This window comes from Rhizobium sp. 768_B6_N1_8, assembly GCF_051811225.1.
Lineage (GTDB): Bacteria > Pseudomonadota > Alphaproteobacteria > Rhizobiales > Rhizobiaceae > Rhizobium.
This window is the reverse complement of the sequence record NZ_JBPWPV010000001.1, coordinates 4,635,345-4,661,342: the sequence shown is the minus strand read 5'-3', so window position 1 is coordinate 4,661,342 and position 25,998 is coordinate 4,635,345. Positions and strand designations below refer to the sequence as shown.

The following is a 25,998-nucleotide window of genomic DNA, read 5'->3' as shown; positions in this document are numbered from 1 at the left end:
ACCGACGTGCGATGGAATGAAATTTTTCGGATCGCCGATATTTTGACACGTTTCGGAATATGTTTCTTATAGGCCATCGGCTATTCTCTACTAAGTTAGTAGATTAAAGAGATGGTCTTTCACCGGCCCCGGGCTCTACCGGGACCACGCAAGTGCAACGCCAATACAAGGAACGAGACATGATCGATTTCGCAATTCTCGCCAGAGTCCTTGGGCGATCTGTACTTGGCAATGACCGTCCGGGCGCCCTCTCCCGCCCGAACTGTCGAATGTGACGTTCGTCCCCTTTCAACGGTAACAGACAAGTCAATTCGCCATAGCCAGCGCATCCGCGCGGCAGGAGTTCTACGCATGAAAAAAGAAGTTATCGAATATGCAGGCATCCCGGTCGGGATCGTCATTCCGGACGATGACCGGTTGAAGTTCATTGCCGTCAAGTTCCATGTCCATGACCTCGACGAGCAGCATTTCAGCTCGCCCGCCGAGGTGAAGCTGGCCATTCACGACCTGATGACCCGCCGCCACCCGAAGCCCCTTCATGCCTGACGCAGAACGCGGCTTTAATACTCAGAGGATTTCCGACCGGCCCGGCAAAACGGGCCGGTCTTGTTTTTTGCCAGTCTTGTCTTTTAAACGCATTTGACTTCCTATCGGCGCGCTTCCCTTCAAGACAGGAGCCAGCGCTTGTCCGATCTTCTCAACCTCCTCACCGATATTGAAGGCGTCTCCGTCGGCCACGCAACCGACCTCTCGCTTGGTTCCGGCGTCACGGCCATTGTCTTCGATGAACCGGCAGTCGCTTCCGGCAGCGTGCTCGGCGGTGCGCCGGGCGGGCGCGATACAGCGCTGCTCGACCCTTCCATGGTCGTCGATGCTGTCGACGCCTTCGTGCTGTCGGGCGGATCGGCCTTCGGTCTCGACGCTGCGGGCGGCGTGCAAGCAGGCTTGCGAGAGATGGGACGTGGATTTCAGGTCGGCCCGGTTCGCATTCCGATCGTGCCCCAGGCGATCCTGATGGATCTGCTGAATGGCGGCGACAAGGATTGGGGCGTGCATTCGCCCTATCGCGAGATGGGCTATGAGGCCGTGAAAGCCGCCTGCAAGGGCGCGTTCGATCTCGGCACTGTTGGTGCGGGCACGGGGGCAACGACCGCGACCTTCAAGGGCGGGCTCGGCTCGGCAAGTGCGGTCAGCAGCGCCGGGCATCGCATCGCGGCCATCGTCGCCGTCAATGCCGTCGGTACGGCGACGATCGGCGAAGGCCCGCATTTCTGGGCCGCCCCCTTCGAACAGAATGCAGAATTCGGCGGGCTCGGCTTGCCCAGCCTGATGGACCACAGCCTGCGGCTGAAGGGCGTGAAGACGACGGCCACGACGATCGGCGCCATCGTCACCGATGCATCGCTGATCAAGGCGGAGGCGCACCGGCTTTCCATCGTCGCCCATGACGGGCTGGCCCGCGCCGTGTTGCCCGCCCACCTGCCGCTCGATGGCGATACGATTTTTGCGGCTTCCACCGGCAAACACAAGCGCAACGACATGGCAAGCCTGATGGAATTGTGTCATCTGGCCGGGATCGTCATGGCGCGGGCGATCGCGCGCGGCGTCTACGAGGCGACGGCGCTTCCGGTGCCGGATGCGCTGATGGCATGGCGCGACCGCTATCCGGCCGGACGCTAGTTGCCTAGATTACATAAAAGAGCCTCACGGCGGAGAACGGGTGAATGCAGATTCGGGCGCTGATGTATTTCGACGAGCTGGTGCGAACCAACTCCATGCGCCAGGCCGCCGAAAACCTGAATGTCGCGCCGACGGCCATCAGCCGGCAGATCGAGAACCTCGAATACCACTTCGGCGCGCCCCTTGTGGAACGCAGCGCCCGCGGTGTGAAGCTGACGGCTGCCGGCGAGCTGCTGGCGGCGCGTGCCGGGCGCACCCTGCGCGAGCTCGATCATGTGCAGCAGCTGATTGAGGATCTGAAGGGCCTGCAGCGCGGCCGCGTCAACATTTATGCAAACGGCGCAACCGTTGCTAATCTGCTTGCGCCTGCGCTGGCCGAATTCAGCCTGAAATATCCCAAGCTGCGCTTTGCCGTGACGATCACCAGCGCACGGGCGGCCATCGAAGCGGTCAACAGTGCGGAAGCCGATATTGGGGTGACCCTGTTTGCGCCGCCGATGTCCGGCACCAAGGTGCGGCTGCGCTCGGAAATCGCCTACGACCTCATCACCTCGCCGAGCCACCCCGCAGCGGCGCGTCCGGATATTCCCCTGAAGGAATTGGCCGATTACGCGCTGGCTCTGCCCGATCAATCCTTTGGTTTTCGCCAGGCCTTCGACGCGCTCTTCGAGAAGGAAGGGCTCAGCCTCGATCCGGTTTTTGTGACAAGTTCGCTGGAGATGCTCAAGGAACTGGTGTTGAGCAACGCGGCGGTGACGCTGCTGCCGGCGCTGACCGTTCGCCGCGAGATCGAGGCCGGGCAGCTCTGCGCCATTCCCTTTGCCGGCAAGACCAGCATCCGCACGCATGTCGATCTCTGCGTGGCGCCCGATCGACAGCTTTCCTTTGCCGCAACGAAGCTTCTCGATTTCATCGAACGCTTCATGCGCGAGCAATCGAACCGCAAGACCGACAGCAAAGAGTAGAACTCGCGGACTTGCATCAAGGCAAGAATTGCGGTGTAGCTTTTTCGGCTACGCTGAGCACACAAAATCGTCATTGTGTGTGCACTGCCGTAGTGTCACTCTACTCGCAAAAGGGATCCGCCAAGCAGCGGAACCAAACAGGGGAACAGGATGATCAAGGTCTCGCTCGTGCCGTCGGCGCGTCTCATGCGGCGTCTTTCCATTGGTGCGGCGCTTTTCGCCGGCATCATGATGCTGGCGCTGACGCCCGCCGAAGCCGCCAAGACCACACTCAATCTCGGTATGAGCGTCGAGCCTGCTGGACTCGACCCGACGATCGCCGCACCGGTCGCCATCGGCCAGGTCACCTGGCAGAATGTCTTCGAAGGGCTGGTCAGCATCGACGAGACCGGTAAGGTGCAGCCGCAGCTCGCCAAGAGCTGGGAAATTTCCCCCGATGGCCTGACCTATACGTTCAAGCTGCAGAGCGGCGTGAAATTCCACGACGGCGAGGCCTTCGATTCGGCCGCCGCCAAGTTCGCTCTCGACCGCGCCCGCGGCAAGGATTCCGTCAATCCGCAGAAGCGCTTCTTCGCGTCGATCGCCTCCATCGACACACCCGATGCCGAAACATTGGTGTTGCATCTTTCCGCCCCGACCGGCAGCCTGATCTACTGGCTCGGCTGGCCGGCCTCCGTCATGGTCGGCCCGAAGTCTGCAGCGGACGACAAGACGACGCCTGTCGGTACCGGACCGTTCAAATTCTCCACCTGGGCCAAGGGCGATCATGTGGAACTGGTCAAGAACGCCGACTACTGGAACAAGGACGGCACGGCCAAGCTCGAAAAGGTGACCTTCCGCTTCATCAACGATCCGCAGGCACAGGCGGCAGCACTGAAATCCGGCGATCTTGACGCCTTTCCGGAATTTGCCGCGCCGGAGCTGATGAGCTCCTTCGATGGCGACGCGCGTCTCGCGACCAAGGTCGGCAATACCGAGCTCAAGGTCGTTGCAGGCATGAACAATGCCCGCAAGCCTTTCGACGACAAGCGCGTGCGTCAGGCCCTGATGATGGCGATCGACCGCCAGACCGTCATCGACGGCGCGTGGTCCGGCCTCGGCACGGCGATCGGCAGCCACTATACGCCGAACGATCCCGGTTATCAGGACGCGACAGGCGTGCTGCCTTACAATGTCGAAAAGGCCAAGGCACTGCTTGCCGAAGCCGGCTATCCCAGTGGTTTCACCTTCACGATCAAATCGCCACAGATGACCTACGCCCCGCGCAGCGCGCAGGTGATGCAGGCGATGTTTGCCGAAATCGGCGTGACCATGAACATCGAGCCCACGGAATTTCCGGCGAAATGGGTGAAGGATGTGATGACCAGCCGCGATTACGACATGACGATCGTCGCGCATGCCGAGCCGATGGACATCGATATCTATTCGCGTGATCCCTATTACTTCAACTACAAGAACCCCGCCTTCAACGATCTCATGAAGAAGGTGCAGGAGACTACTGATACGGCCGAACAGGCCAAGATCTACGGCGAAGCACAGAAGATCCTCGCCGAGGACGTGCCGGCGCTCTACCTCTTCGTCATGCCCAAGCTCGGCGTCTGGGACAAGAGGCTGAAGGGCCTGTGGGAGAACGAGCCGATCCCGTCCAACGTTCTCAGCAACGTTTCCTGGGAAGATTAAACAACCGAGTGCGGGCGGCGACTGACAGGGTGATGAAGACGATATGATCGCACTGCTTTCCCGCCGCCTTGCCGGCCTTGCCATTACCCTTCTCGTTGTATCGCTGGTGATCTTCGCCGTCATGGATCTGCTGCCCGGCGATCCTGCTTCGATTATGCTCGGCACTTCGGCAAGCCCGGAGACACTGGCGGCGCTGCGGCATGAGCTCGGCCTAGACCAGCCGCTTCTGTTTCGTTACGGCCAATGGCTTGCCGGTGTCTTCTCGGGCAATCTCGGACAATCCTACACCTATGGCGTTCCGGTCGCCGGGCTGATTATCGAGCGGTTGGCAGTGACGCTGCCGCTCGCGCTGATCGCCATCATGCTCTCGGTTTTGATTGCCTTGCCGCTCGGCGTGCTGGCGGCGGCGCGGCGCGGCGGCATTGTGGATGCGATTGCCACGGTCTTCTCGCAGGTCAGCATCGCCGTGCCGGCCTTCTGGGTGGCGCTGCTGCTCATCATCCTGTTTTCCACTACGCTCGGTCTCATGCCGGCAGGCGGTTTTCCGGGATGGGACGCCGGGCTTCTGCCTGCATTGCAGGCGCTGGTGATGCCGGCCGTAGCGCTGGCTCTGCCGCAAGCCGGAGTGCTGACGCGCGTGACGCGATCTGCCGTGCTCGACACAATGCATGAGGATTTCGCCCGTACGGCCGTCGCCAAAGGATTGGCGCGCAGCACCGTGCTCTGGCGGCATATCGTGCCGAATGCACTGGTCCCGATCCTGACCATCCTCGGGCTGCAATTCACCTTTCTCGTTGCCGGCGCGGTTCTGGTCGAAAACGTCTTCAACCTGCCGGGGCTTGGCCGGCTTGCCTTTCAGGCGCTGTCGCAGCGCGACATCATCGTCATGCAGGATGTCGTGCTGTTCTTCGCGAGCCTCGTCATCGTCATGAACTTCATCGTCGATCTCTCCTATCTCGTGATCGATCCGCGCATGCGAAAGGCGGCATGATGGCACCCATCGTCTCCTCCGCCATCATTCCGCGACGCAGAAGCTTCAGGCTTAGCCGGCGAAAGAATCTGATCGCCGGAGCCGTGATCGTTGGCTTTCTGGCCGCGATAGCCCTGCTGTCGCTTGTCTGGACGCCGCTGCCTCCGGCAAAGATGCAGATCATTCACAAGCTGCAGCCGCCGCTTGCCTTCGGCCTGCTTGGCACGGACCAGTTCGGCCGCGATGTGCTCTCCATGCTGATGGTCGGATGCTGGAATTCGCTGTCGATCGCCGTCAGCGCGGTCGCCATCGGTGGGACGCTTGGCTCGATCGCCGGCATTTCCGCGGCTGCGATCCGTGGCCCCTATGAGACGCTGATGATGCGCGCCTGCGACGTGATCTTCGCCCTACCTCCGATCCTTTCGGCCATGATCCTCGGCGCCTTTCTGGGACCGGGGCGCTTTACCGCCATCACGGCAATCGCGGTCTTCATGGTACCTGTCTTTGCCCGCGTGACGCTCGCTACCTCCTTGCAGGCCTGGAGCCGAGATTACGTTCTGGCGGCGCAGGCGATCGGCAACAGCCGCTTCACGATCTCGGTCCGACATGTGCTGCCGAACATCATAAGCCAGATCATTGTGCATGCAGCGATCCAGCTCGGCTTGGCGATTCTTACCGAGGCCGGCCTTTCCTTCCTCGGCCTCGGCATGGCGCCGCCGGCGCCGACCTGGGGGCGAATGCTGGCGGATGCCCAGACCTTCCTTTCGCTGGCCCCTTGGCTGGCGATTATGCCCGGCCTTGCGATCGCGCTCACCGTCTTCGGCTTCAACATGCTGGGCGACGGGCTGCGTGATCTTTTCGACCCGCGCGAAGCGAGCCGCTGATGTCCTCCCAAGACAAAACGCCCGAAAGACCAGACCATGCTAGATACCGATTTCACCATCCACGAACTCAGGCGGCGCTTCACTGACAAAAGCCTCTCGCCGCTCGAATACTGGCTTGCCCTCGAAAGGCATATCGACGCCTGGGAACCTTCGATCGCAGCGCTTTATCTCTACGATCCGCAGGCGGCGCGCGAGCAGGCGAAGGCATCGAGCGAACGCTGGATGAAAGGCGGAACACTCGGTCCACTGGACGGCATCCCGGTCACGCTGAAAGAGCTGATCGCGACCAAAGGCCAGCCAGTACCGCTTGGCACGAAAGCGATCGAACTGAAGCCCGCGGAAGCGGATGCCCCGGCGGCGGCTCGTCTGCGGGAAGATGGCGCAATCATCTTCGCCAAGACGACCTGCCCCGATTACGGCATGCTCTCTTCGGGCCTTTCCAGCTTTCATCCTCTGAGCCGCAATCCCTGGGACATCACTCAAAACCCCGGCGGTTCGAGCGCTGGCGCCTCGGCGGCAACCGCTGCCGGCTACGGGCCGCTGCATGTCGGCACCGATATTGGCGGCTCTGTGCGCCTGCCGGCGGGCTGGACCGGCGTCTTCGGCTTCAAGCCAAGCCATGGGCGCATTCCGGTCGATCCCTATTATGTCGGGCGCTGTGCGGGGCCCATGACCCGCACCGTGGAGGATGCCGCCTATTCCATGGCGACGCTTTCCCGTCCCGACTGGCGCGACGGCACCAGCCTGCCGCCGAATGATTTCGACTGGCTGGATCTCGATATCGATCTCAGCGGCATGCGGATCGGGCTGATGCTCGATGCCGGCTGCGGTCTTGCCGTCGATGAGGATGTGAGGATAGCGGTCGAAGAGGCAGCTAGGCTCTTCGAGAAGGCCGGGGCAACGATCGTTCCAGCCGCACCGGTGCTGACGCGCGCCATGCTGGATGGGCTCGACACTTTCTGGCGCGCGCGTTTCTGGGGCGACATTGCCGGGCTCAGCGAGGAACGCCGCGAGAGTATTCTTCCCTATATCTACGAATGGGCGAAGGGCGGTGCCGATGTCAGCGGCGTGGACGCCGTCAAGGGTTTCAATCAGACGATCGAGATGCGCAAGACCTGCGGCCGGCTTTTCACCGAGGTCGATGCGGTGTTGTCACCGACCAATCCGATCGTCTCCTATCCGGCCGAATGGCCCTCGCCGACCAACGATCCGAAGCTGCCCTTCGAGCATATCGCCTTCACGGTGCCGTGGAACATGTCGGAGCAGCCGGCGTCGTCCATCAATTGCGGCTTCTCGAAATCCGGCATGCCGATCGGCCTGCAGATCGTCGGGCCGCGCTTCGATGACATGCGGGTGCTCAGGCTCTCGAAAGCCTTCGAAAACTGGACGGGTGGCGTGAAAGACTGGCCAAGGCCGCCAGCGGCCTGACGATTGCAGGTAACGTCAGAACGGACGGCGATAGCCGGTCGGCTGCTCGTATAGCCAGCCGATGCGCTCGACGGCCGCCTCGAAATTCTCGCGCGCAACGGTCATCGTATGGCCGTTGGCATGGATGATGGTTTCGGGATCTTCGAAAATCGCAACATGCCCCTTCCAGAAGACCAGATCACCGCGGCGCACATCCGAGCGCTCGATCGGCTCACCGAGATCAGCCGCCTGCATGTCTGTATCCCGCGGCGCGCTTCTGCCGGTCATCTGCAGCGCAAGCTGGACGAGGCCGGAGCAATCGATACCGAGGCCTGAACGGCCGCCCCAGAGATAGGGCGTTTCCAGAAAGCGGGCGGCGATATCGACATAATCCTGGCCGTCCAAGGCACCCAGCGGCAGCAGGTGCTTCGAGAAGATCGCGGTGCCGTCATCGAGCACCAGATAGCGATTGCCGCGCGCTTCCGCTTCGCCGGCAATATGAACGCGGCTACCCATGGAAAGCACTGTCTTATAGGGTTTGCGCAATTCCGGTTCGGGATAGAGGAAGGTGCGCTGCGGAACGACGATGTGGGTCGGGGTCATCGCTGCTTCTGCAATTGCGTCCTCGGGCAAGTAGCCGACATAGCCATCCGATGCGGCTTTGACCCAGCACCAGCCGTCAGCGCGATCGAATATCGTGATATCCTCGCCATAAAGCAGTTCCGTGTCTATGCCACGGGCAAAGTCCGGCTGGGGGCGCAAGGCAACGACCGGGACGCAGACACGGGCCGGCGTGCCGCTGACGAAACGCGTCGCCTCGACCTTGCCCTCGAGGCCGGCTTCCGCGAGATCCGGGCGATAAGCGTGGAGGCGGCGGTCGAGCATCGTCATGACATTCCTTTCAGATGGGCCTTTCAGATGGCCCTTTCAGTCGGGGGCCATTCAGACCGAAAGCTTGCGGCCCTGCTCGCGCACGAGGTCGCCGAGCTTTTCGAGATAAAGCGCACCGCCAACGGTGCGCTTGATGATGACGTTGCGCCGGTCGGCATCGTCGCGGACGCGATCGACGAGGCCCATTTCCCCCATCGTATCCAGCGCCCGGGTGATGACCGGCTTCGTCACGTTCAGCGTCGCAGCCAGTCCGCGCACGGTATGCGGCGGCGGCACCAGATAGATATGCAGCAGGATCGCCATCTGGCGCAACGTCAAATCTCTGTTGTCGTGACGGACCTGGTTGAGCGCCACACTGTGCCAGAGGCCCAGCGCCTGCGAGGCGGTCAGTTCGATCGGCACGGCCCCTCCGGAAATCGTTACGCTAACGTTTCATTTTCCGGCAGTTACAGCGCGCAAGCAAGAGGCGGCACAGAATGCCGCCTCACAAGGTGAATAAAATTTTAACGATCGGCTCAGCGAAGGCCTTTGTTTTCACATATCGCTATCGCAAAACCGCTGCACACTTTTGCTCGACATGCTTTGGCGGCTCAGCGGACGCTGTGGCGGATGTGATGGTAGAGCGCGCGGATGGCCTGCGCCTCGCCGCCTCCAGGCGAATGTGCGCGCTCGTTCGGTGCCCAACCGTAGATATCGAAATGCGCCCAGCTCTTTGCCTTGCTGACGAAGCGCTTCAGGAAGAGTGCCGCGGTGATCGCACCGGCCATGCCGCCCGCCGGAGCATTGGTGATATCGGCAAACTTGGTGCGGATGTCCTTCTCGTAGCCGGCGTACAGCGGCAGCCGCCAGAGCGGATCGTCCGTCTCGAGGCTTGCCTCCGTCAAGTCGTGAGCGAGGATCGCATCATCGGTGAAGAAGGGCGGCAGATCGGGGCCGAGGGCAACGCGAGCGGCACCCGTCAGGGTCGCCATGTCGATCAGCAGATCGGGTTCTTCCTCGTCGGCATAAGCGAGCGCATCGGCCAGAATCAGGCGGCCTTCGGCATCGGTATTGTCGATCTGGACCGTCAGGCCCTTGCGGCTCTTGTAGATATCGCCGGGGCGGAAGGCATTCGACGAGATGGAATTCTCGACGACCGGGATGATGACGCGCAAATCCACCTTCAGCTTGGCATCCATGATCATGAGCGCCAGGCCCATGACGTTTGCCGCACCGCCCATGTCCTTCTTCATCAGCAGCATGGAGGAAGCCGGCTTGATGTCGAGACCGCCTGTATCGAAGCAGACGCCCTTGCCGACCAGCGTCACCTTGCGGTGGCCCTTCTTGCCCCAGCGCAGCTCCAGAAGGCGCGGCGCATCGGCGCTGGCGCGGCCGACAGTGTGGACGAGCGGGAAGTTTTCCTTGAGCAGGTCGTCGCCAATGATGACCGACATCTCCGCCTTGTAGTGCTGGGCCAAGCCACGGAAGGCGGCTTCGAGCTGTTCCGGACCCATGTCGTTGGTCGGCGTGTTGATGAGGTCGCGGGCGAGGAAGACGCCGGCGAGCTGGCGCTTGATCTCGTTGCCGTCTGCATCGCGCGGGATCATCAGCGTCGCAGCCGGGGATTTTTCAGACTTGTAGCGGTCAAAGCGGTAGCTGCCGAGACCGAAGCCGAGCGCCAGGCGGTTGGCCGTCAGCGGTGCGGTCTCGATGTGCCAGTCGCCGGCCGGAAGTGCGCGGGCTAGCTTGCCGGTTATAAAAGGCTGTTCCGACGGATTACTGCCGAGCCCGAAGAGCGCGCCGCCGAGGTGACCCTCGGCGGTGGGGATCAGCAGCACCGAGCCGCTTTCCGCCTTGTAGCCGGCCTTGCCGGCCCAATCGAGCGCGATCGGATCGATCGTGCCGGTTTCGATATGGGCGGGCGTGACAGCGAAGATGGGCAGCGTCGACCCACCCTTGGTGTTGAAAGGCGTGGGTCTTTCGATGAACTGGAAGGGGGCCATGATTGTCCTTAAGCGGCGGGGCAGAATCATTTCTTAACGGTCTGTTAGGGTTAACAGACTATTGCTGGAGCGAAGATTGCGTCAAACCTTTCCCTGTTCCGCTTCGAGGTCAGGCGCCGATTTATTCAGGAACGCGCAATGCCCTTCTCGGCCTCTACCCCTTATAAGAAGCGTGTTTTTCAGGGAACCGTGGCTCTTCTCGCCATGCTCGCCCTCGGCGGCTGCTCGACGACATCAAAGGATCGGATGACAACCGGTTCGATCCCGAAACTCGACAGGCCAGTCGAGCAGATGGATGCCAACGAATTGCGGGCCGCCATCGACCGCGTCGGCCGGGCCTATGAGAAGAATCCGCGCGATCCCGTCAACGGCGTAAACTATGCGAATCTGCTGCGGATGAACGGACGCGACGCGCAAGCGCTTGCCGTCATGCAGCAGGTTGCCATCGCCAATCCCAGTGATCGCAACGTGCTTGCCGCCTACGGCAAGGCGCAGGCCGCTGCGGGGCAGCTTCAGCAGGCGCTGGATACGATCGGCAGGGCACAGACACCCGATCGGCCCGACTGGCGGCTGATCTCGGCGGAAGGCGCGATCCTCGATCAGATGGGCAAGCCAAGCGACGCACGCCAGCGCTACCGCGATGCGCTCGATATTCAGCCGAACGAGCCGTCGATCCTTTCCAACCTCGGCATGTCCTATCTTCTGACAGGCGATCTGCGCACGGCGGAAACCTATCTGCGCTCGGCCGCCGGCCAGCCTTCCGCCGACAGCCGCGTGCGCCAGAACCTCGCCCTCGTCGTCGGCCTGCAGGGCAGATTCCCCGAGGCAGAGCAGATTGCGCGGCGCGAGCTTTCGCCGCAGCAGGCCGATGCGAATGTCGCCTATCTGCGCGGCATGCTTTCCCAGCAGAATTCCTGGCAGAAGCTCGCGGCAAAAGACACGACGTCGTCTGCCGCCGCCAGTACCAACTGACCTATTTGCTGCTCAGTCCCGAGAGGATGAGACGCAGGCCAAGGCCGGCCATGACAGCGCCTGCCGCCCTGTCGATCCAGACCTTGGCGGCGATATAGAGCTTTCGCGGATGATGGGCCGAGAAGGCAAATGCCACAATCGCATACCATCCCGCCTCCACCAGGAAGACGCCCACCGGCAGCGCCAGCAAAAGCTCCGCCGGCACGGTTTTGGGCAGCAGTGCTGCAAAGATGCTGGCGTAGACAACAATCGTCTTCGGATTGCTCAACTGCGTCAACAGAGCAGCCGTAAAACTGCGTGCCGGCACGCTTTTGCCGGCGACATCGCCCGACAATACAAGCGGCTCGCTTGCTCCCTTCCAGATCGCGAAGGCGATGTAGAGCAGGTAGGCTCCGCCAGCGATCTTCAACACCAGATAGAGCCACTCGAATTGTGAAAGCAGCGCCGTCAAGCCGGCAAGCGCAAGGATAGCGAAGGTCACGCCGCCGATGCCCATGCCGAGTGCAGCGGCAAGTCCGTCAAAGCGGGAACGGGAAATGGCAATCCGCGAGACGACGACGAAACTCGGACCGGGGCTCATAGCGCCGATCATCAAAGCGCTGATGATGCTGATAAAGATGCCCAGAGAGGACATGGCAAAACTCCATTTTCACACAATTCCAGACGCAAAACCGCTGTATAGTTTTGCCGGTATTGCTCACGTGATCAAGGGTTGCCAAGCGGGTGGCGCGAAGTTCCGCCCTTATCGATGGGTCGCCATCCGTTTCGCCAGTCACGCGGAAAAGCGGGGTCATCGGATCTCTTGACGGCGGCAAGCGTCAGAACCTGTCGGCAACCTGGATGCCGGCGGGACCAAGGATGACGGCGATCAATACCGGCAGGAAGAAGAGGATCATCGGAACGGTCAGCTTCGGTGGCAGGGCAGCAGCCTTCTTTTCCGCCTCGTTCATACGTTCGTCGCGGCCTTCCTGCGCAAGCACGCGCAGCGCCGTCGCAATGGGCGTACCGTAGCGGTCCGCCTGCATGAGCGCCTGGGTGACCGAACGAACGAGATCGATCTGGGTGCGGGTTGCGAGATTCTCGAGTGCGGCGCGGCGATCCGGCAGGAAGGAGAGCTCAGCGGTCGTCAGCACCATTTCCTCGGCAAGCGGCGGCGATTGTTCGCCGAGCTCTTCGGAGACGCGACGCATGGCCGCTTCGATGGAAATGCCCGATTCCACGCAAATCAGCATCATGTCCAGCGCGTCCGGCCAGGCGCGCTTGATGGATAGCTGACGCTTGCCCATACGGTTGGAGATATAGATGTTCGGTGCATAGAAGCCGATATAGGCGATGCCGATGACGATGAAGACCCGTATCGGCAGGCCCTTCTCCGCAAGGTTGCCGAGTCCGAACATCCAGAATGCGGCAACGGCCAGGAAGAGAAACGGCAGAAGAAAGCGCGCGACGAGGAAGGTGTTCAACGCGTTTTCCGAGCGAAAGCCAGCTGCGCGCAGCTTGTTCATCGTGTTGTCGTCGACGAGCGCCTTGCGCAGGTTGAAACGCTCGACGATCTGGCGGACGGGCCGGTTGTTCTGGCTTCTGAGCGTGGCCTTGCCGCCGACGTCGGCATTCATACGGGCTCGCTCGCGGGCGCGGATCTGCTCGCGCTCGGTCGAGACAGCCTTCATGCGCTTGTTGAGATCGCCGCGCTCGAAAAAGGGAACGGCAAGCGTGTAGAAGGTGGCAAAGACGGCAATGGCGACGAGCACCGCGACGATCATGGCGGGGTCGGTCAATGTTGCGGCGAGTTCCTGCGACATGCTGCTTTGCTCCCGCTAGATATCGAAGTTGATCATATTGCGCATCACGAAGATGCCGATCGACATCCAGACCGCCGAAAAGCCCATGATGAAGTGGCCGCGCGGATCGGTGAACAGGATCATCATGTATTGCGGCGACGTCAGGTAGACGAGCGTGGCAACGATGAATGGAAGGGCGCCGATGATGACGGCAGATGCCTTGGCTTCCATCGACAGCGCCTTCACCTTGGCCTTCATCTTCTTGCGGTCGCGCAGCACCTTGGAGAGATTGCCGATCGCTTCCGACAGGTTGCCGCCGGCCTGCGACTGGATGGCGATGACGATCGCGAAGAAATTGACTTCCTGCAACGGCATCTGATTGGTCATGCGGGCACAGGCTTCGGGCACGCTGAGACCCACCTGCTGCGATTCGACGATACGGCGGAATTCGCCCTTGACGGGCTCGACCCCCTCGGTCGCAACGAGGCGGATCGCATCGTTCAGCGGGAGGCCGGAGCGGATGGAGCGGACGATGACGTCGAGCGCGTTCGGAAATTCATCGAGGAACTTGTTCTGGCGGCGCGAGACGAGGAAGCCCAGCACCCAGCGCGGCAGACCAAGCCCTGCGACCACGGGAATACCGAGCATGATCGGTGTCGATGCGCCGACGATGAAAAGCACGACCAGCAGCACAAACGCGAAGAGCGCGCTGAAAAGATAGAAACGGACGGGCGTGATCGGCAGTCCCGCCTGCACCAGGCGGGATTTCAGCGACAGTGTCTTCTTGGTCTTTTCGTGCTGCCGCTTTTCGAGATCCTTCAGGCTGTCCTGCATCGATTTGCGGCGCTTCGACAGTTCCTGCACACGGTCGCGGGCGGCCTTGACCTTGGTACGGTCGAGTTCGGCCGACTTGACGCGGTTGATGCGACTTGCCGATTTCTTGTCGCTCTCGATACGTGAGAACAATACGGCATAGCTCACCGCGGCCGCCGCAACGGCTGCGAGAACGACAATTGCCAGCACTGTCGGATCGATGCCAAACATCTCAATCCTTCGATTTCGATTCCATCTCGTCGAGCGCGGCGGCGAGGCGTTTTTCTTCGTTGTAATAGCGGGCGCGATCCCAGAAATGCGGCTTGCCGATACCGGCAGACATATGACGGCCAATCAGACGACCGCTCGCGTCCTCGCCTTCGATCTCGTAGCGCATCAGGTCCTGGGTGATGATGACGTCACCTTCCATCCCGACCACCTCGGTGATCTGGGTGATGCGGCGCGAACCGTCGCGCAGGCGCTGCGCCTGGATGATGACATCAATCGAGGAGGAGATGATCTCGCGCACGGTCTTTGCGGGCAAGGTAAAGCCACCCATGGCGATCATCGATTCCATACGGCTCAAGCATTCGCGTGGGTTGTTGGCGTGGATCGTGCCCATGGAGCCATCGTGGCCGGTGTTCATGGCCTGCAGGAGGTCGAAAACCTCCGGTCCGCGCACTTCGCCGACGATGATGCGTTCGGGACGCATGCGCAGGCAGTTCTTGACCAGATCGCGCATGGTGATCTCGCCCTCGCCTTCGATGTTCGGCGGGCGGGTTTCGAGACGCACGACATGCGGTTGCTGGAGCTGCAGTTCGGCCGTATCCTCGCAGGTGATAACGCGCTCGTCGCGGTCGATGTAGTTCGTCAGGCAGTTCAGAAGCGTGGTCTTGCCGGAACCCGTACCGCCGGAGATGATGATGTTGCAGCGGACGCGGCCGATGATCTGCAGGATGGTCGCGCCTTCGGGCGTGATCGCGCCGAAGCGCACCAGCTGATCAAGCGTCAGCTTGTCCTTCTTGAATTTGCGGATGGTGAGTGCTGGGCCATCGATGGAAAGCGGTGGCGCAATGACGTTGACACGTGAGCCGTCAGGCAGGCGCGCGTCGCAGATCGGGCTCGATTCATCGACACGACGGCCGACCTGGCTGACGATGCGCTGGCAGATCGAAAGAAGCTGCGAATTGTCGCGGAAGCGGATTTCGGATTCGATAGTCTTGCCGCCGACTTCGATGAAGGTCTGACCCGCACCGTTGACCATGATGTCGGCAATGTCGTCGCGCGCCAGCAGCGGCTCCAGCGGACCGTAGCCCAGCACGTCATTGCAGATATCCTCGAGCAGTTCCTCCTGCTCGGAGATCGACATCGCAAAATTCTTGATGGTGATGATATCGTTGACGATATCGCGGATTTCCTCGCGCGCGCTTTCGCCGTCCAGCTTGGAAAGCTGCGAGAGGTCGATCGTATCGATCAGCGCGGAAAAAACCTGCGCCTTGGTATCGTAATATTCGTCCGTGCGAGCGGGGCGCTTGCGCTGCGGCGTCTGCATCGGCGGCGGCGCCACCTGCTGGCGGACAGGCTCGCGCGACGGCTCGACGAGCACTGCGGGACCGGATGGGGCTGCCGGGGCGGCAGCCGGCATCGGCGGCGGCGGCGGAGCGGCGACACCGCCGACACCGGCCTTTCCGAAACCTTCATTTCCGCGTTTTCCGAACATTGATCCGATCCAATTCTACTCGTTCACTTACGCTTCAGAAGGCCGAGAAGGCCGCCCTTCCTGGATTTCTTGATTGCCACGCGACCGGTGACGATGTGCGAGATCTGCGAAAAAGTCTCCGCCGTCGGAGATTTCGGATCGACCTCCGAAATCATCCGGCCACTGTTGGCGGCGTTTCCGAAGAGGGCGATATCGAAGGGAATGATGGCAATCGGTTCGACTTCCAGCGGCTCGCAGAAATCGGAAACCGAGATTTCCGGCCGCTTCGGCATACCGACCTGATTGAGAATGAGATGCGGCACCTTGTCGTTCGGGCGTATCTTACGGAGCGCATCAAGCATGTTCTTGGTGTTGCGCAGGTTGGCGAGATCGGGAACCGCGCAGATAACCACTTCGTCGGCGCTTGACAGTACCGTACGGGTCCAGTCCGACCAGGCATGCGGAACGTCGAGCACCGTTACAGGCGCGCTGCGCTGCAGCACATCCATCACCGGCTGGAAGGCTTGGCCCTCGAAATCATAGGCGCGGTCGAGAAGCGAGGGAGCGGCCAGCAGTGAAAGATGCTCCGAGCACTTGGTCAGCAGGCGATCGAGGAAAACCTCGTCAAGCCGCTCCGGCGCAAAGACGGCCTCGACAATGCCCTGGGCCGGATCCTGATCGAAATCGATGTTCGCCGTGCCATAGGGCAGGTCGAGATCGGCCAGGATCGTCTCGGTCGAGAACAGGTTGGAGATGCCGAAGGCGCAATTATGGGCGATCGTCGAGGCCCCGACCCCGCCCTTGGCGCCAATGAAGGCGATGGAGCGGCCAAGCGGCTCGGCTTCCGGATCGACGAAGATCGTTGCCATTGCGCCCATGATATCGGGCATGGCGACAGGCTGGACCATATATTCGGAAATACCGTTGCGGATCAGATCGCGGTAGAGGCCGATGTCGTTGTAGTAGCCGACGATGATGACCTTGGTCGAGGGATCACAGACGGCAGCGAGCGGCGCGAGTTCGGCGAGCAGGCTGGCGGAGTTCGCCCTGGTCTCGATGATGATCAGGTTCGGCGTCGGTGTGCTTGAGAACATGTTTGCAGCAGCAGCCGTGCCGCCGCTGGTGATGCGCAGACTGACTTTCGACATGCGCCGGTCATTGGCGCAGCGCTCCATCACCCGCTGCAGTCCTTCGCTCTCGCAGAAGGCATGAACGGAGATGCGCGGCAGCGGCCGCATGTTTTCCAGTTCGCCCATGCGCATTGCCTCTTCGGCATGGCGGAGTTCGCTGGTATTCTTGATCTCGTAGTCGACGGTGCTCATCGTTCCATCCCGCCTGATCAGAAACCGGTCTGGCCGGAATCGACGTCCTCGATCGTGGACGTCGTCGTCCGGTATTCCTGGATCGCCTGATTGCGCCGCTCTGCGTCGATCGGGGTCATGCCGCGCGGAGCGACGAAATCTTCCGGATTGGCGACCTGGGCGGCGAGGTTGTTCTGCGAGGCACAGCCGAAATTGTAATAGTTCTGGTTCGTGAAGTCGGCCGTGATATCCTTCGGCCATTGGCCGCACTGGGTCGTTACCGCCGTTGTGCCGGTAAAGCTCAGCCGCAGCGGTGCAGCATCGAGGAGACCGGTTGCCGCATAGGACGTATTGATGATCTTGTTGCTGGCAATACCGCGCGAGGCAAGTTCGGCCCGGACCTGGCTGCGCAGGGCGCGGGCCGCTCCCGCATTCGGTGAACCTTCCGGAGACAGGATATAGACCGGGCCGGAGGCGCGCGACACATAGTTGGTTGCAAAGCCGCGGATCAGCTCACGCTGGGCAATCGTCAGGCGGCGATCGGTAGAGGCGACGGGAATGTCTACCGTCTGCTCGGCTTCCGTAACGACAATGGGATGGCGCTCCCGGTAGTCATCAGGGATGCCGCCCGTCGTCAGTTGGTCGCGCGGGCCGGCGCAGCCGGAAAGGATGGCAACGGCGAGCGAAGCAGCCACGAGCAGTGGTTTTGCGCCTCGGGACTGTCTCGTATTCGAAGGAGCCATCGCCTGATCTCTGTTCTTTTTCATCGGTCCAGACCGCGCTCCGCTCATTTGTAGATAAACCCGATGGAACCGTGGAACTGTGCATCGGCAACCGGCGCCTGGCGGCTGCCGTAAACCTTGTTGACGCGGTTCATGAAGAAGGCGGAGGCATCGTTTTCCGGACTGAAATTGTCATCCGGACGATTGAGCTGGTTGCGCGCCACCGGACGCACCAGATAGGGCGTTGCGATGATGACCAGCTCCGTTTCCTGGCGCTCAAATCCCTTCTGGCGGAAGAGCGTGCCGAGAAGCGGGATCTTCGAGACGCCAGGTGTGCCGTTCATCGTCTGGGAAATGTTGTCCCGAATGAGGCCTGCAAGAGCGATCGAACCGCCCGAAGGGAGTTCGACTGAAGTCTCTGCCGAGCGGCGCTGATAGGTGGGCGCGGTACCCGATACCGACGGCGCCGGCTCCGAGACGTTGGTCTTGATCTGCAGGCTGATGCGGCCGGAAGAAAGGACCACCGGTTTGAAAGCCAGATTGATACCGTAGTTATAGGGAACGACCGTGACGTTGCCTTGGTTGTCCGTCGTTGAATAAAGAACCTGACCGCCGGAATTGAAAGTCGCGGCCTGACCGGAGATCGCCGTCAACGTGGGTTCGGCCAGCGTGCGAACGACCTTGCCCTGTTCCAACGCATTCAGGTAGGTCGAAATATCGTATTTGCCGATCGAGTTCTTGAAGAGTGCGGCGAGGCCACCACCGACGACGGATGTGGCCGTATCCGCCGAGGGGCTGCCGAGCTGGGCGACCGTCATGCCCGAGGAATTGGTGACGAGATTGTCGAAGCCAAGCTGTTTCAGGATTTCACGGCGAACCTCGGCGATCGTGACCTTGAGCGTGACCTGGTCTTCGCCCTGGATTTGCAAGAGGTTGACGACCTGGGAGACCTGGCGGTTTTCAGCAAAGAGCGCAACCGCACTGTCGCCGCCGGTACCTGAAGCGGTTTCCGTGCGCGTCGTGGCCTCGCCGCCCTTCAGGAATGCTTCGGCGAGCGATGCTGCCTGGGTTGCATCCTGCGGCGTGCGAACGGTACCCGTCAGCACGATATTATCAGAAACGATCTCGACTTTGATGGCGGAGTCGGGAATGAAGCGGCGCAGATTGGTCTCAAGACCGGAAACGTCGCGCTCGATCTCGATATCAAGGCTGACGACCTCCTCGCCGCTGGCGCCGAAAACGAAGATGTTGGTCTGTCCGACCTTCTTGCCGAAAAGATAGATGCGCCGCGACGTACGGGTCACGGCATCGGCCATGCTGGGATCGGAAACGAGAATGTCATGTGCGTCTTCCGGCAGGTCGACGACAACAGCCTTGTTGAGGCCGAGCTTCAGACGGCGATGTGCGCCGGGACCGCTTTGCGAAATGCGGATGAGGCTTTCCGAGCCGGCGTTGGCCTGCTTCACGTCGAAAGGCGCATGAAAGGAAGGCAGCGTAACGCCCGTCGCCGCCATTGCCAGAGAAAGGCAGCCGGTCAGGAAAAGCCTGGTGCGCTGTTTTGAGTTGCCCATCTGCATTTCCCTTACTCCGGCTTTATTGAGCCGGTGGCATCCGTGACGATGGAGCCGGACTTGATGACCTGGATGAGTGCGCTGCCGTTATCGCCGCTGAGCAGATAGTCTGCCGCGCTGGTATCCTGCTCCTGCGCATCGGCGACGGAACGCAGCGCAAGCGAAAGGCGATCGGCCATCTGTTGGGCGACGGCCAGAACCTTGGTCTGGTCGGGGGTCAGCTCCAGGGTTGCTGTCGTGCCGACCGCTGCCTTGGTGCCGTCTTCCTTCTCCTCGATCTGCTGGTCGATGGCGAGAACACGGACATTGCTGAGCACGGTTTCGGTTATGTATTTGTCCGTGCCCTGCCCCTTGCGCACCATGATGACATCGACGCGGTCATTGGGGAGGATGAAGCCGCCGGCGCCGGTCGCGACGGAGATTTCGGTCGCGACGGCGCGCTTGCCGGCGGGCAACAGCGAAGACAGGATACGACTGTTGGAATCGGCGACCTTCTCCGGACGGATCGGCTCTCCTTCGAAGACGGGCAAGCGCACGACGGCGCCCTGCAGATCCTTGATCGCATCCGGCCGGTCGGTCTCGGTAATGAAACCCTGGACAACGCCGTTCTGAGGCCAGGCCATCCAGTGAACGGCCTTCTCATCCAGTCTCGCGCCGACAGGAAGATTGGCGCTGGAGACCAATACGTTGACGGTCGGCTCCTTCTCGATAACGGATTGAACCTTCGTGACGACACCGCCACTACCGGCCATGTTCATCGCAAGAAGACCGGCGAGGCCGGCTGCCACCACGGCGACAGCTAGGATAATAAGGCGGGCCGGTTTCATTGATCATTCCTTGGGGCACAACGCGTTCGCCCCGCAGAATGCTCAGGAATTGGTATAATTATGGTTAATGGAACACTTACATTTTAAGTTAACGGCCGATTAAAATGCCGTCATTTCAGGCTTTCCAGCGCGGCGATGAAGAGCGGCGAGGACGGAAACGCCAGGAAGCCGCCGATCGCGATGGCGATACCGTAGGGAATCTTATTCGCTAGCAGGAGCGAATTGGGAATAGGGAGCCCAATGGCCAATATCGTATTTGCCTGCGAGCGGATCAACAGGATTGCGAACGTCACCAGGCCGCCGGTGACACTGACATAAACTAGAAAAGACAGCAGAGCGGGATCGTAACCGAACCAAATTGCGGCCGCGCTCAAGAGTTTGGCGTCTCCACCGCCCATCACATTGAGCGCAAACAGGGCAAAACAAATGCCGAACACGATGGCGGCGCCAAGTGCGTGCATTCCGATCGCCGGAAGAGCCAGGCCGCTCAAAGGCGCCAGCACGGCGAATGAAATTATCAGGATCAACGATACCCTGTTCGGGATCGTCATTGTCAACAGATCGGATATGGCCGCGAAAGCAAGGCAGAGCGGAAAAACCAGAAGTATTGCGGCTACGATCATCTTCTCACCTGCCCCAAGTTCTCATCTGCCCAAGACAAAACAGGCTCACGGCGGTTCGCTCGTGAGCCTGATCGCAGTGAACCAGAGCTACGCTCCAGTTATTACGGAGTGGTCTTCGTCGTGGCATTAGTCAGCTTTAGACCGAGCTCGCCGAACGTGTCATTGAGCTTGGTGCCGAGCGTGGTGGCGCCAGCAACGAGGGCTACGGAAATGAGGGCGGCGATCAGGCCGTATTCGATTGCGGTCGCGCCGGATTCATCTTTCAAAAAACGGCTAAAAAGCTTGATCATGGTCACTCCTAACTCCAGTTGATGCTCTGAACCAGAGCTACGCCGCAGCTATTAAGGGGCCGTCTTCGCCGTAGCATCGGACAGCTTTGTGCCAAGTCCAGCGAACGTGGCGTTGAGCTTGGTGCCGAGCGTGGTGGCGCCAGCAACGAGGGCTACGGAAATGAGGGCGGCGATCAGGCCGTATTCGATTGCGGTCGCGCCGGATTCATCCTTCAGAAAACGGCTAAAAAGCTTGGTCATGGTTACTCCTAACTCCAGTTGATGTTCAGCACGTCCGCCAACTGTTGCCGTTGATCGGATGGCTGCAACCTAGCGAATGGCTGTTTCCATCGACTTAATGAAATGCGTTAACAAGGCGTAAACGAGACAACCGGCCCAGTCAGGGTAAGTAATTCCTTACCGCATTGCTTGCATTTCTAAGGAATTTCCGGAAGCAAAGTGAAACAATAGCTTTCAAGCATCCAGAAATGGCACGAATTTCTGCTGCCCGTCGATTTCATGCCTCATCGAAGCGTACCGAAACAATCCAGGGCGTTTCACTCATGAACATGGCATGGAGAGCTTAAAGCTTCGTTCACCATTTTTTTCCATTCTATCTGCAATTAGCATTACGATCGTGAAAGAGGGCCAAAATGCCATCGAACGGCAAGACCGTTTTCTTTGCCTGGGTGATTGCGGCTCTTACGGCATCCGCGGCCTCCGCCCAGGAAGACATGCTGCGCGTCTATATGGATCACGCGCGCGTCCTGAAGCTCGACCGGCCGGTCAGCAAGGTCATCGTCGGCAATTCCAAGGTTGCCGATGCGACTGTCGCCGATGCCAAGACAATCGTCTTGACGGGCCGCGCCTTCGGCACCACCAACATCGTGCTGCTCGATACCGATGGCAACGCCATTCTGGACGAACGCATTCTCGTCTCCATCGATGAAGGCAACACAGTGCGCGTCTATCGCCAGACGGAGCGCTCGGTTCTTTCCTGCACGCCCAATTGCGAGCAGCATTCGCAGCAGGGTGAAGCGGCTTCCGGAAACTAGCCAATTACGCCCAGCTCACACCTATTCGTTAAAATAGCTGCTCCGACCTGAAACGGAAAATCAACGAACGCGTCTTAGTGTGGCGCCCGAAGAACATTTTCGAGGCCAGACCATGGCGATCCGTGAGCAGGAGACGGGCAAGGTGCGTGCGTCCCTCCGTTTATCCAGACTTCGCGCCTTGGCCCGCTCGCGTGATGGCTCTGCCGCGATCGAATTCGCGTTGCTGGCCATTCCCTATTTCATCATCATATTCGCCATCCTGGAAACCTTCATCGCCTTTGCGGCGGAACAACTCGTCTCGAGCGCCGTCGATACGATGAGCCGTCAGATGCGGACGGGGCAGATCACATTCGATTCCACCCGTACGACCTACAAGACGCAGACACAGTTCCGGCAGGCCTTCTGCGACGAGATCTCGATCATCATCCGCTGCTCGGCGACGGAGGCGGCGACACCTGGCAAGCTATATTTGGATGTACAGAGCTTCACAAACTTTGCGTCCATTCCGACGACGATCCCGAGAGTGTCTGCGGATAAATATTCCGATCTCAAGACTTCGGATTTCAAGTTCACGCCCGGCGGCCCCGGCTCGATCAACATGGTGCGCGCCTATTACCGCTGGTCCATCACCGTCGATCTCGTCCGTCCTTATGTCACCGGCCTTCGCCCAGTCGGCAGTTCCATGCCGAGCGAATATCTGATCGTCGCCACGGCAGCCTTCCAGAACGAGCAGTATCCATGATGGCACGCCGCGGACCCCTGATCTGGCTGGCTTCGACGGCGCGGCGCTTTGTACGCGACCGGAAGGGCGTGGGCGCCATCGAGTTTGCGATCATCTTCCCGGTTCTGATCATGCTCTATCTCGGCGCATTCGAGATCACGCTCGGGCTCAACGTCAGCAAGCGCACGACACGTGCCGCCGGCTCGATCGCCGATATCATTACCCAGCAGCAGAGCGTCACCAAAAGCTCGCTCACAGATATCGCCAAAGCTGCCCCGGCGATCTTCGCGCCTTATGACAGTTCCGGTCTCTCATTGAAGGTCACGGCAATCCAGATCGACGGCAGCGCCAATCCCACGGTTCTTTGGTCCTGGGCCCCAAGCGGTGCAGCACCCTATGCCAAGAACAGCGCGGTTTCAGATGTGCCGACGGAAATGAAGAAAGCAAACAGCTTCCTTGTCCGCACCGAGCTCAGCACGCCCTATACGCTGCTCGTCTTTGCTCCCAGCTTCTTGCCGGCGGAGACGCGCACCATCACGATCAGCCGCAGCTATTTCTATCGCCAGCGGCAAAACGACAATATTCCCTGCGGCGACTGCTGAAGCGTGTCGCGATCCTTCGGATCCGCCTGCCAAACTTTAAGTTCCACACCGCAAATTTGCCAAGCCGTTCCCGTCATTATATGGCTGTGCGCTACTGCATAATTCCTTAAATCGGAATCGATTTAAGGATAAAATTATGCAGCAATTTAAAGTGCTACAGCGTCCTTTGCGCGTCCGAAAAGACGCGCGGCGCTGTAGTCGGATCGTTCCAGCTATACGCTGGCGACGGCAGATAATACGGGTGAAAAATGGCGCGTGCCTTTCTCTTCGTTCTGGATTCCTTCGGTGTCGGCGGAGCACCGGATGCGGCGACCTATGGCGATGAAGGCGCCGACACGCTCGGCCATATCGCCGAATTCTGTGCGGCAGGTGCTGCCGACCGAGCCGGTCTGCGTTCCGGCCCCCTCGCACTCCCGAACATGTCGGCGCTCGGGCTGCTGCATATTGCGCGGGCGGCTTCCGGCCAGTTTCCGGCCGGCATGCCGTTGCCGGACAAGATCTACGGCATCTACGGCGCTGCCAACGAAACTTCGCGCGGCAAGGACACGCCATCAGGTCATTGGGAAATCGCCGGAACGCCTGTTACCTTCGACTGGGGCTATTTTCCGAGCGAAGGCGATGCCTTTCCGCAGGAACTGATCGACGCGCTCTGCCGCGCAGCGGATGTGCCCGGCATTCTCGGCAACTGCCATGCCTCGGGAACGGAGATCATCGCCCGTTACGGTGAAGAGCATATGCGCAGCGGCAAGCCGATCTGCTACACTTCCTCGGATTCCGTGTTCCAGGTGGCGGCTCATGAGGTCTATTTCGGCCTCGACCGCCTGCTCACCTTCTGCCAGATCGCCCGCAGCCTTCTCGATCCCTATAATATTGGCCGCGTCATCGCGCGCCCCTTCATTGGCCAGAGCGCCGCGACCTTCCAAAGAACCGGCAACCGTCGCGACTTCTCGGTGCCGCCGCCGGAGCCGACATTGCTCGACCGGCTCGTCCAGCATGGCCGCAATGTGCACGCGATCGGCAAGATCGGCGATATCTTCGCTCATCATGGCGTTTCACGGGTCATCAAGGCTAATGGCAACGATGCCCTGATGGATGCCTCCCTTGCTGCGATAGACGAAGCGGAGGATGGCGATCTTGTCTTCACCAATTTCGTCGATTTCGACATGCTGTACGGCCATCGCCGCGACGTGCCGGGTTATGCAGCTGCCCTTGAAGCCTTCGACGAGCGCCTTACTGAAGTTCACCGGAAGCTGCGGGCCGGCGACCTCGTGATCCTGACTGCCGATCACGGCTGCGACCCGACCTGGCGCGGCACCGACCATACGCGCGAGCGCGTGCCTGTTATCGCTTACGGTCCCGGCATCAGGTCACGTTCGGTCGGCCTGCGCCGGACCTATGCCGATATCGGCGAGAGCATTGCGCGGCATCTCGGTATTCCCTCGGGACAGCATGGGAGGAGTTTTCTGTGACATCGCATTTGAGGAAGGTCGAGCTGCACTGCCATCTGGAGGGTGCTGCTCCCCCTGATCTGACCGAGGCTCAGGCGCGCAAATACAACATCGACATCAGCGCCCATCTGCAGGGCGGCGCCTATGTCTGGCATGATTTCGCGAGCTTTCTGGAATGTTACGACAAGGTTTCCGAGGTCTACAAGACCGAGGAAGACTATGCGCTGCTGACGGAAACCTATCTGGAAGAACTTGCCGGCATCGGTACGATCTACAGCGAGCTCATCGTTTCACCCGACCACGGCAAGCGCATCGGCCTCGGTGCGGACGCCTATATATCCGGTGTTTGCGAAGGCATCCGCCGGGCGAAGGCAAAAAGCGGCATCGAGGCCCGGCTGATCGTGACCGGGGAACGACATTTCGGTCCGGAAAGCGTGATCGGCGCTGCGGAATATGCGGCAAAGGCCAATAACCCGCTGATCACCGGCTTCAATCTCGCCGGCGAGGAGCGGATGGGTCGCGTTGCCGACTATGCGCGCGCCTTCGACATCGCCCGCGATGCAGGGCTCGGCCTTACCATCCATGCCGGTGAAGTTTGCGGCGCCTTCAGCGTTTCGGACGCATTGGATGAGGTGCGCCCTTCGCGTATCGGCCACGGTGTGCGGGCAATCGAGGATGCCGAACTCGTCAAGCGGCTTGCAGACCTCGGCACGGTACTGGAGGTCTGCCCCGGCTCGAATATCGCGCTCAAGGTTTTTCCGGATTTCGTCTCGCACCCGTTGGGCAGGCTGAGAGATGCGGGCGTGAAGGTGACGATCAGCTCCGACGATCCGCCATTTTTCCACACATCGCTCAAGCGGGAATACGAGCTTGCCTCGGAGGCCTTCGCCTTCAGTGACGCTGAAATCAATGCTATGACGCGAACGGCCATCGAGGCAGCCTTCGTCGACGAAGAGACCCGCCAGGCGTTGCTTGCCCGGCTCTAAAGCGTGCCGCGATCTATCGGATTCGCTTACCACGCTTTAGACTTTTATTTTCGCATGCCGTTATCGCAAAACCGCGGCGCACTTTTGCGCGGCATGCTTTAGTGGTGCGAGATTGTTAATGCTCCAGGCAAATTCGCCTCCGCTCTTGC

The 25,998-nt window shown here is 60.5% G+C and carries 27 protein-coding genes; 13 read left to right on the top strand and 14 right to left on the bottom strand.

Going from position 1 to position 25,998, the window contains the following annotated elements; genetic code table 11:
• The first annotated feature begins 351 nt into the window (after window positions 1–351).
• The 7 genes from AB8B33_RS23545 to AB8B33_RS23515 all read left to right on the top strand — a co-directional run bounded on the left by AB8B33_RS23545 (window position 352) and on the right by AB8B33_RS23515 (window position 7,607).
• The gene (locus AB8B33_RS23545; protein WP_025669973.1) at window positions 352–546 is read left to right on the top strand and encodes a hypothetical protein; all 195 of its coding nucleotides are present in this window, start codon (window positions 352–354) and stop codon (window positions 544–546) included.
• Window positions 547–684: 138 nt separating this feature from the next.
• A complete protein-coding gene (locus tag AB8B33_RS23540) occupies window positions 685–1,680 on the top strand; it encodes a P1 family peptidase (RefSeq protein ID WP_439017050.1) in 996 nt (331 codons plus the stop codon).
• Between the two features lie 44 nt (window positions 1,681–1,724).
• Window positions 1,725–2,645, top strand: a complete 921-nt coding sequence (locus AB8B33_RS23535) for a LysR family transcriptional regulator (RefSeq protein WP_439017049.1) — start codon at window positions 1,725–1,727, stop codon at window positions 2,643–2,645.
• Window positions 2,646–2,795: 150 nt separating this feature from the next.
• On the top strand, window positions 2,796–4,325 hold the full coding sequence (locus AB8B33_RS23530) for an ABC transporter substrate-binding protein (protein WP_439017048.1): 1,530 nt from the start codon (window positions 2,796–2,798) through the stop codon (window positions 4,323–4,325).
• 43 nt (window positions 4,326–4,368) lie between these two features.
• The gene (locus AB8B33_RS23525) at window positions 4,369–5,316 is read left to right on the top strand and encodes an ABC transporter permease (protein ID WP_439017047.1); all 948 of its coding nucleotides are present in this window, start codon (window positions 4,369–4,371) and stop codon (window positions 5,314–5,316) included.
• Window positions 5,316–6,179 (top strand): ABC transporter permease, encoded by an 864-nt coding sequence (locus AB8B33_RS23520; protein ID WP_439017295.1) that lies wholly within the window; start codon window positions 5,316–5,318, stop codon window positions 6,177–6,179. Before AB8B33_RS23525 ends, AB8B33_RS23520 begins: the two co-directional genes overlap by 1 nt.
• A 36-nt stretch (window positions 6,180–6,215) precedes the next feature.
• Complete coding sequence (locus tag AB8B33_RS23515; RefSeq protein ID WP_439017046.1) at window positions 6,216–7,607, top strand: amidase; 1,392 nt, start codon at window positions 6,216–6,218, stop codon at window positions 7,605–7,607.
• Window positions 7,608–7,622: 15 nt separating this feature from the next.
• On the opposite strand, the gene AB8B33_RS23510 is transcribed toward AB8B33_RS23515, so the two are convergent.
• The 3 genes from AB8B33_RS23510 to AB8B33_RS23500 form a co-directional block, all read right to left on the bottom strand.
• Window positions 7,623–8,477 carry a C40 family peptidase gene (locus AB8B33_RS23510; protein ID WP_439017045.1) on the bottom strand — a complete coding sequence of 285 codons (855 nt, stop codon included), beginning with the start codon at window positions 8,475–8,477 and terminating at the stop codon, window positions 7,623–7,625.
• A 51-nt stretch (window positions 8,478–8,528) separates the two neighbouring features.
• Window positions 8,529–8,879 carry a MarR family transcriptional regulator gene (locus tag AB8B33_RS23505; protein ID WP_113298189.1) on the bottom strand — a complete coding sequence of 117 codons (351 nt, stop codon included), beginning with the start codon at window positions 8,877–8,879 and terminating at the stop codon, window positions 8,529–8,531.
• Between the two features lie 188 nt (window positions 8,880–9,067).
• Entirely contained in the window at window positions 9,068–10,459 is a 1,392-nt protein-coding gene (locus AB8B33_RS23500; RefSeq protein ID WP_310379737.1) for a leucyl aminopeptidase family protein, read from the bottom strand.
• 138 nt (window positions 10,460–10,597) lie between these two features.
• On the opposite strand from AB8B33_RS23500, the gene AB8B33_RS23495 reads away from it, so the two are divergent.
• Window positions 10,598–11,431, top strand: a complete 834-nt coding sequence (locus AB8B33_RS23495; RefSeq protein WP_113320572.1) for a tetratricopeptide repeat protein — start codon at window positions 10,598–10,600, stop codon at window positions 11,429–11,431.
• 1 nt (window position 11,432) lies between these two features.
• On the opposite strand, the gene AB8B33_RS23490 is transcribed toward AB8B33_RS23495, so the two are convergent.
• From AB8B33_RS23490 to AB8B33_RS23440, 11 genes are all read right to left on the bottom strand, one after another.
• The gene (locus AB8B33_RS23490) at window positions 11,433–12,065 is read right to left on the bottom strand and encodes a LysE family translocator (protein WP_037100579.1); all 633 of its coding nucleotides are present in this window, start codon (window positions 12,063–12,065) and stop codon (window positions 11,433–11,435) included.
• A 184-nt stretch (window positions 12,066–12,249) separates the two neighbouring features.
• Window positions 12,250–13,233, bottom strand: coding sequence for a type II secretion system F family protein (locus tag AB8B33_RS23485; RefSeq protein ID WP_113320571.1), 984 nt, complete (start codon window positions 13,231–13,233; stop codon window positions 12,250–12,252).
• A gap of 15 nt (window positions 13,234–13,248) precedes the next feature.
• Window positions 13,249–14,256, bottom strand: coding sequence for a type II secretion system F family protein (locus AB8B33_RS23480; RefSeq protein ID WP_439017044.1), 1,008 nt, complete (start codon window positions 14,254–14,256; stop codon window positions 13,249–13,251).
• Between the two features lies 1 nt (window position 14,257).
• Window positions 14,258–15,745, bottom strand: a complete 1,488-nt coding sequence (locus AB8B33_RS23475) for a CpaF family protein (RefSeq protein WP_439017043.1) — start codon at window positions 15,743–15,745, stop codon at window positions 14,258–14,260.
• A 23-nt stretch (window positions 15,746–15,768) separates the two neighbouring features.
• Entirely contained in the window at window positions 15,769–17,046 is a 1,278-nt protein-coding gene (locus AB8B33_RS23470) for an AAA family ATPase (protein ID WP_439017042.1), read from the bottom strand.
• Window positions 17,047–17,063: 17 nt separating this feature from the next.
• Window positions 17,064–17,816, bottom strand: coding sequence for a CpaD family pilus assembly protein (locus tag AB8B33_RS23465; protein WP_113320567.1), 753 nt, complete (start codon window positions 17,814–17,816; stop codon window positions 17,064–17,066).
• Window positions 17,813–19,324: a type II and III secretion system protein family protein gene (locus AB8B33_RS23460; protein ID WP_439017041.1), complete on the bottom strand. Its 1,512-nt coding sequence runs from the start codon at window positions 19,322–19,324 to the stop codon at window positions 17,813–17,815. The genes AB8B33_RS23465 and AB8B33_RS23460 overlap by 4 nt, the downstream gene beginning before the upstream one ends.
• Window positions 19,325–19,329: 5 nt before the next feature.
• A complete protein-coding gene (gene cpaB, locus AB8B33_RS23455; RefSeq protein ID WP_439017040.1) occupies window positions 19,330–20,145 on the bottom strand; it encodes a Flp pilus assembly protein CpaB in 816 nt (271 codons plus the stop codon).
• 110 nt (window positions 20,146–20,255) lie between these two features.
• Window positions 20,256–20,768 (bottom strand): A24 family peptidase, encoded by a 513-nt coding sequence (locus AB8B33_RS23450; protein WP_439017039.1) that lies wholly within the window; start codon window positions 20,766–20,768, stop codon window positions 20,256–20,258.
• A gap of 101 nt (window positions 20,769–20,869) precedes the next feature.
• Window positions 20,870–21,058, bottom strand: a complete 189-nt coding sequence (locus AB8B33_RS23445; RefSeq protein WP_007827289.1) for a Flp family type IVb pilin — start codon at window positions 21,056–21,058, stop codon at window positions 20,870–20,872.
• Window positions 21,059–21,109: 51 nt separating this feature from the next.
• Entirely contained in the window at window positions 21,110–21,298 is a 189-nt protein-coding gene (locus AB8B33_RS23440; protein WP_113320563.1) for a Flp family type IVb pilin, read from the bottom strand.
• A 392-nt stretch (window positions 21,299–21,690) separates the two neighbouring features.
• Between AB8B33_RS23440 and AB8B33_RS23435 the strand changes: the two genes are divergently transcribed.
• From AB8B33_RS23435 to AB8B33_RS23415, 5 genes are all read left to right on the top strand, one after another.
• Window positions 21,691–22,092: a pilus assembly protein N-terminal domain-containing protein gene (locus tag AB8B33_RS23435; RefSeq protein WP_113320562.1), complete on the top strand. Its 402-nt coding sequence runs from the start codon at window positions 21,691–21,693 to the stop codon at window positions 22,090–22,092.
• Window positions 22,093–22,204: 112 nt separating this feature from the next.
• Entirely contained in the window at window positions 22,205–22,834 is a 630-nt protein-coding gene (locus AB8B33_RS23430; protein ID WP_113320587.1) for a TadE/TadG family type IV pilus assembly protein, read from the top strand.
• Entirely contained in the window at window positions 22,834–23,415 is a 582-nt protein-coding gene (locus AB8B33_RS23425; RefSeq protein ID WP_439017294.1) for a TadE/TadG family type IV pilus assembly protein, read from the top strand. The genes AB8B33_RS23430 and AB8B33_RS23425 overlap by 1 nt, the downstream gene beginning before the upstream one ends.
• Window positions 23,416–23,663: 248 nt before the next feature.
• On the top strand, window positions 23,664–24,884 hold the full coding sequence (locus AB8B33_RS23420; RefSeq protein WP_439017038.1) for a phosphopentomutase: 1,221 nt from the start codon (window positions 23,664–23,666) through the stop codon (window positions 24,882–24,884).
• The gene (locus AB8B33_RS23415; RefSeq protein WP_439017037.1) at window positions 24,881–25,849 is read left to right on the top strand and encodes an adenosine deaminase; all 969 of its coding nucleotides are present in this window, start codon (window positions 24,881–24,883) and stop codon (window positions 25,847–25,849) included. The genes AB8B33_RS23420 and AB8B33_RS23415 overlap by 4 nt, the downstream gene beginning before the upstream one ends.
• The last annotated feature ends 149 nt before the right edge of the window (window positions 25,850–25,998 follow it).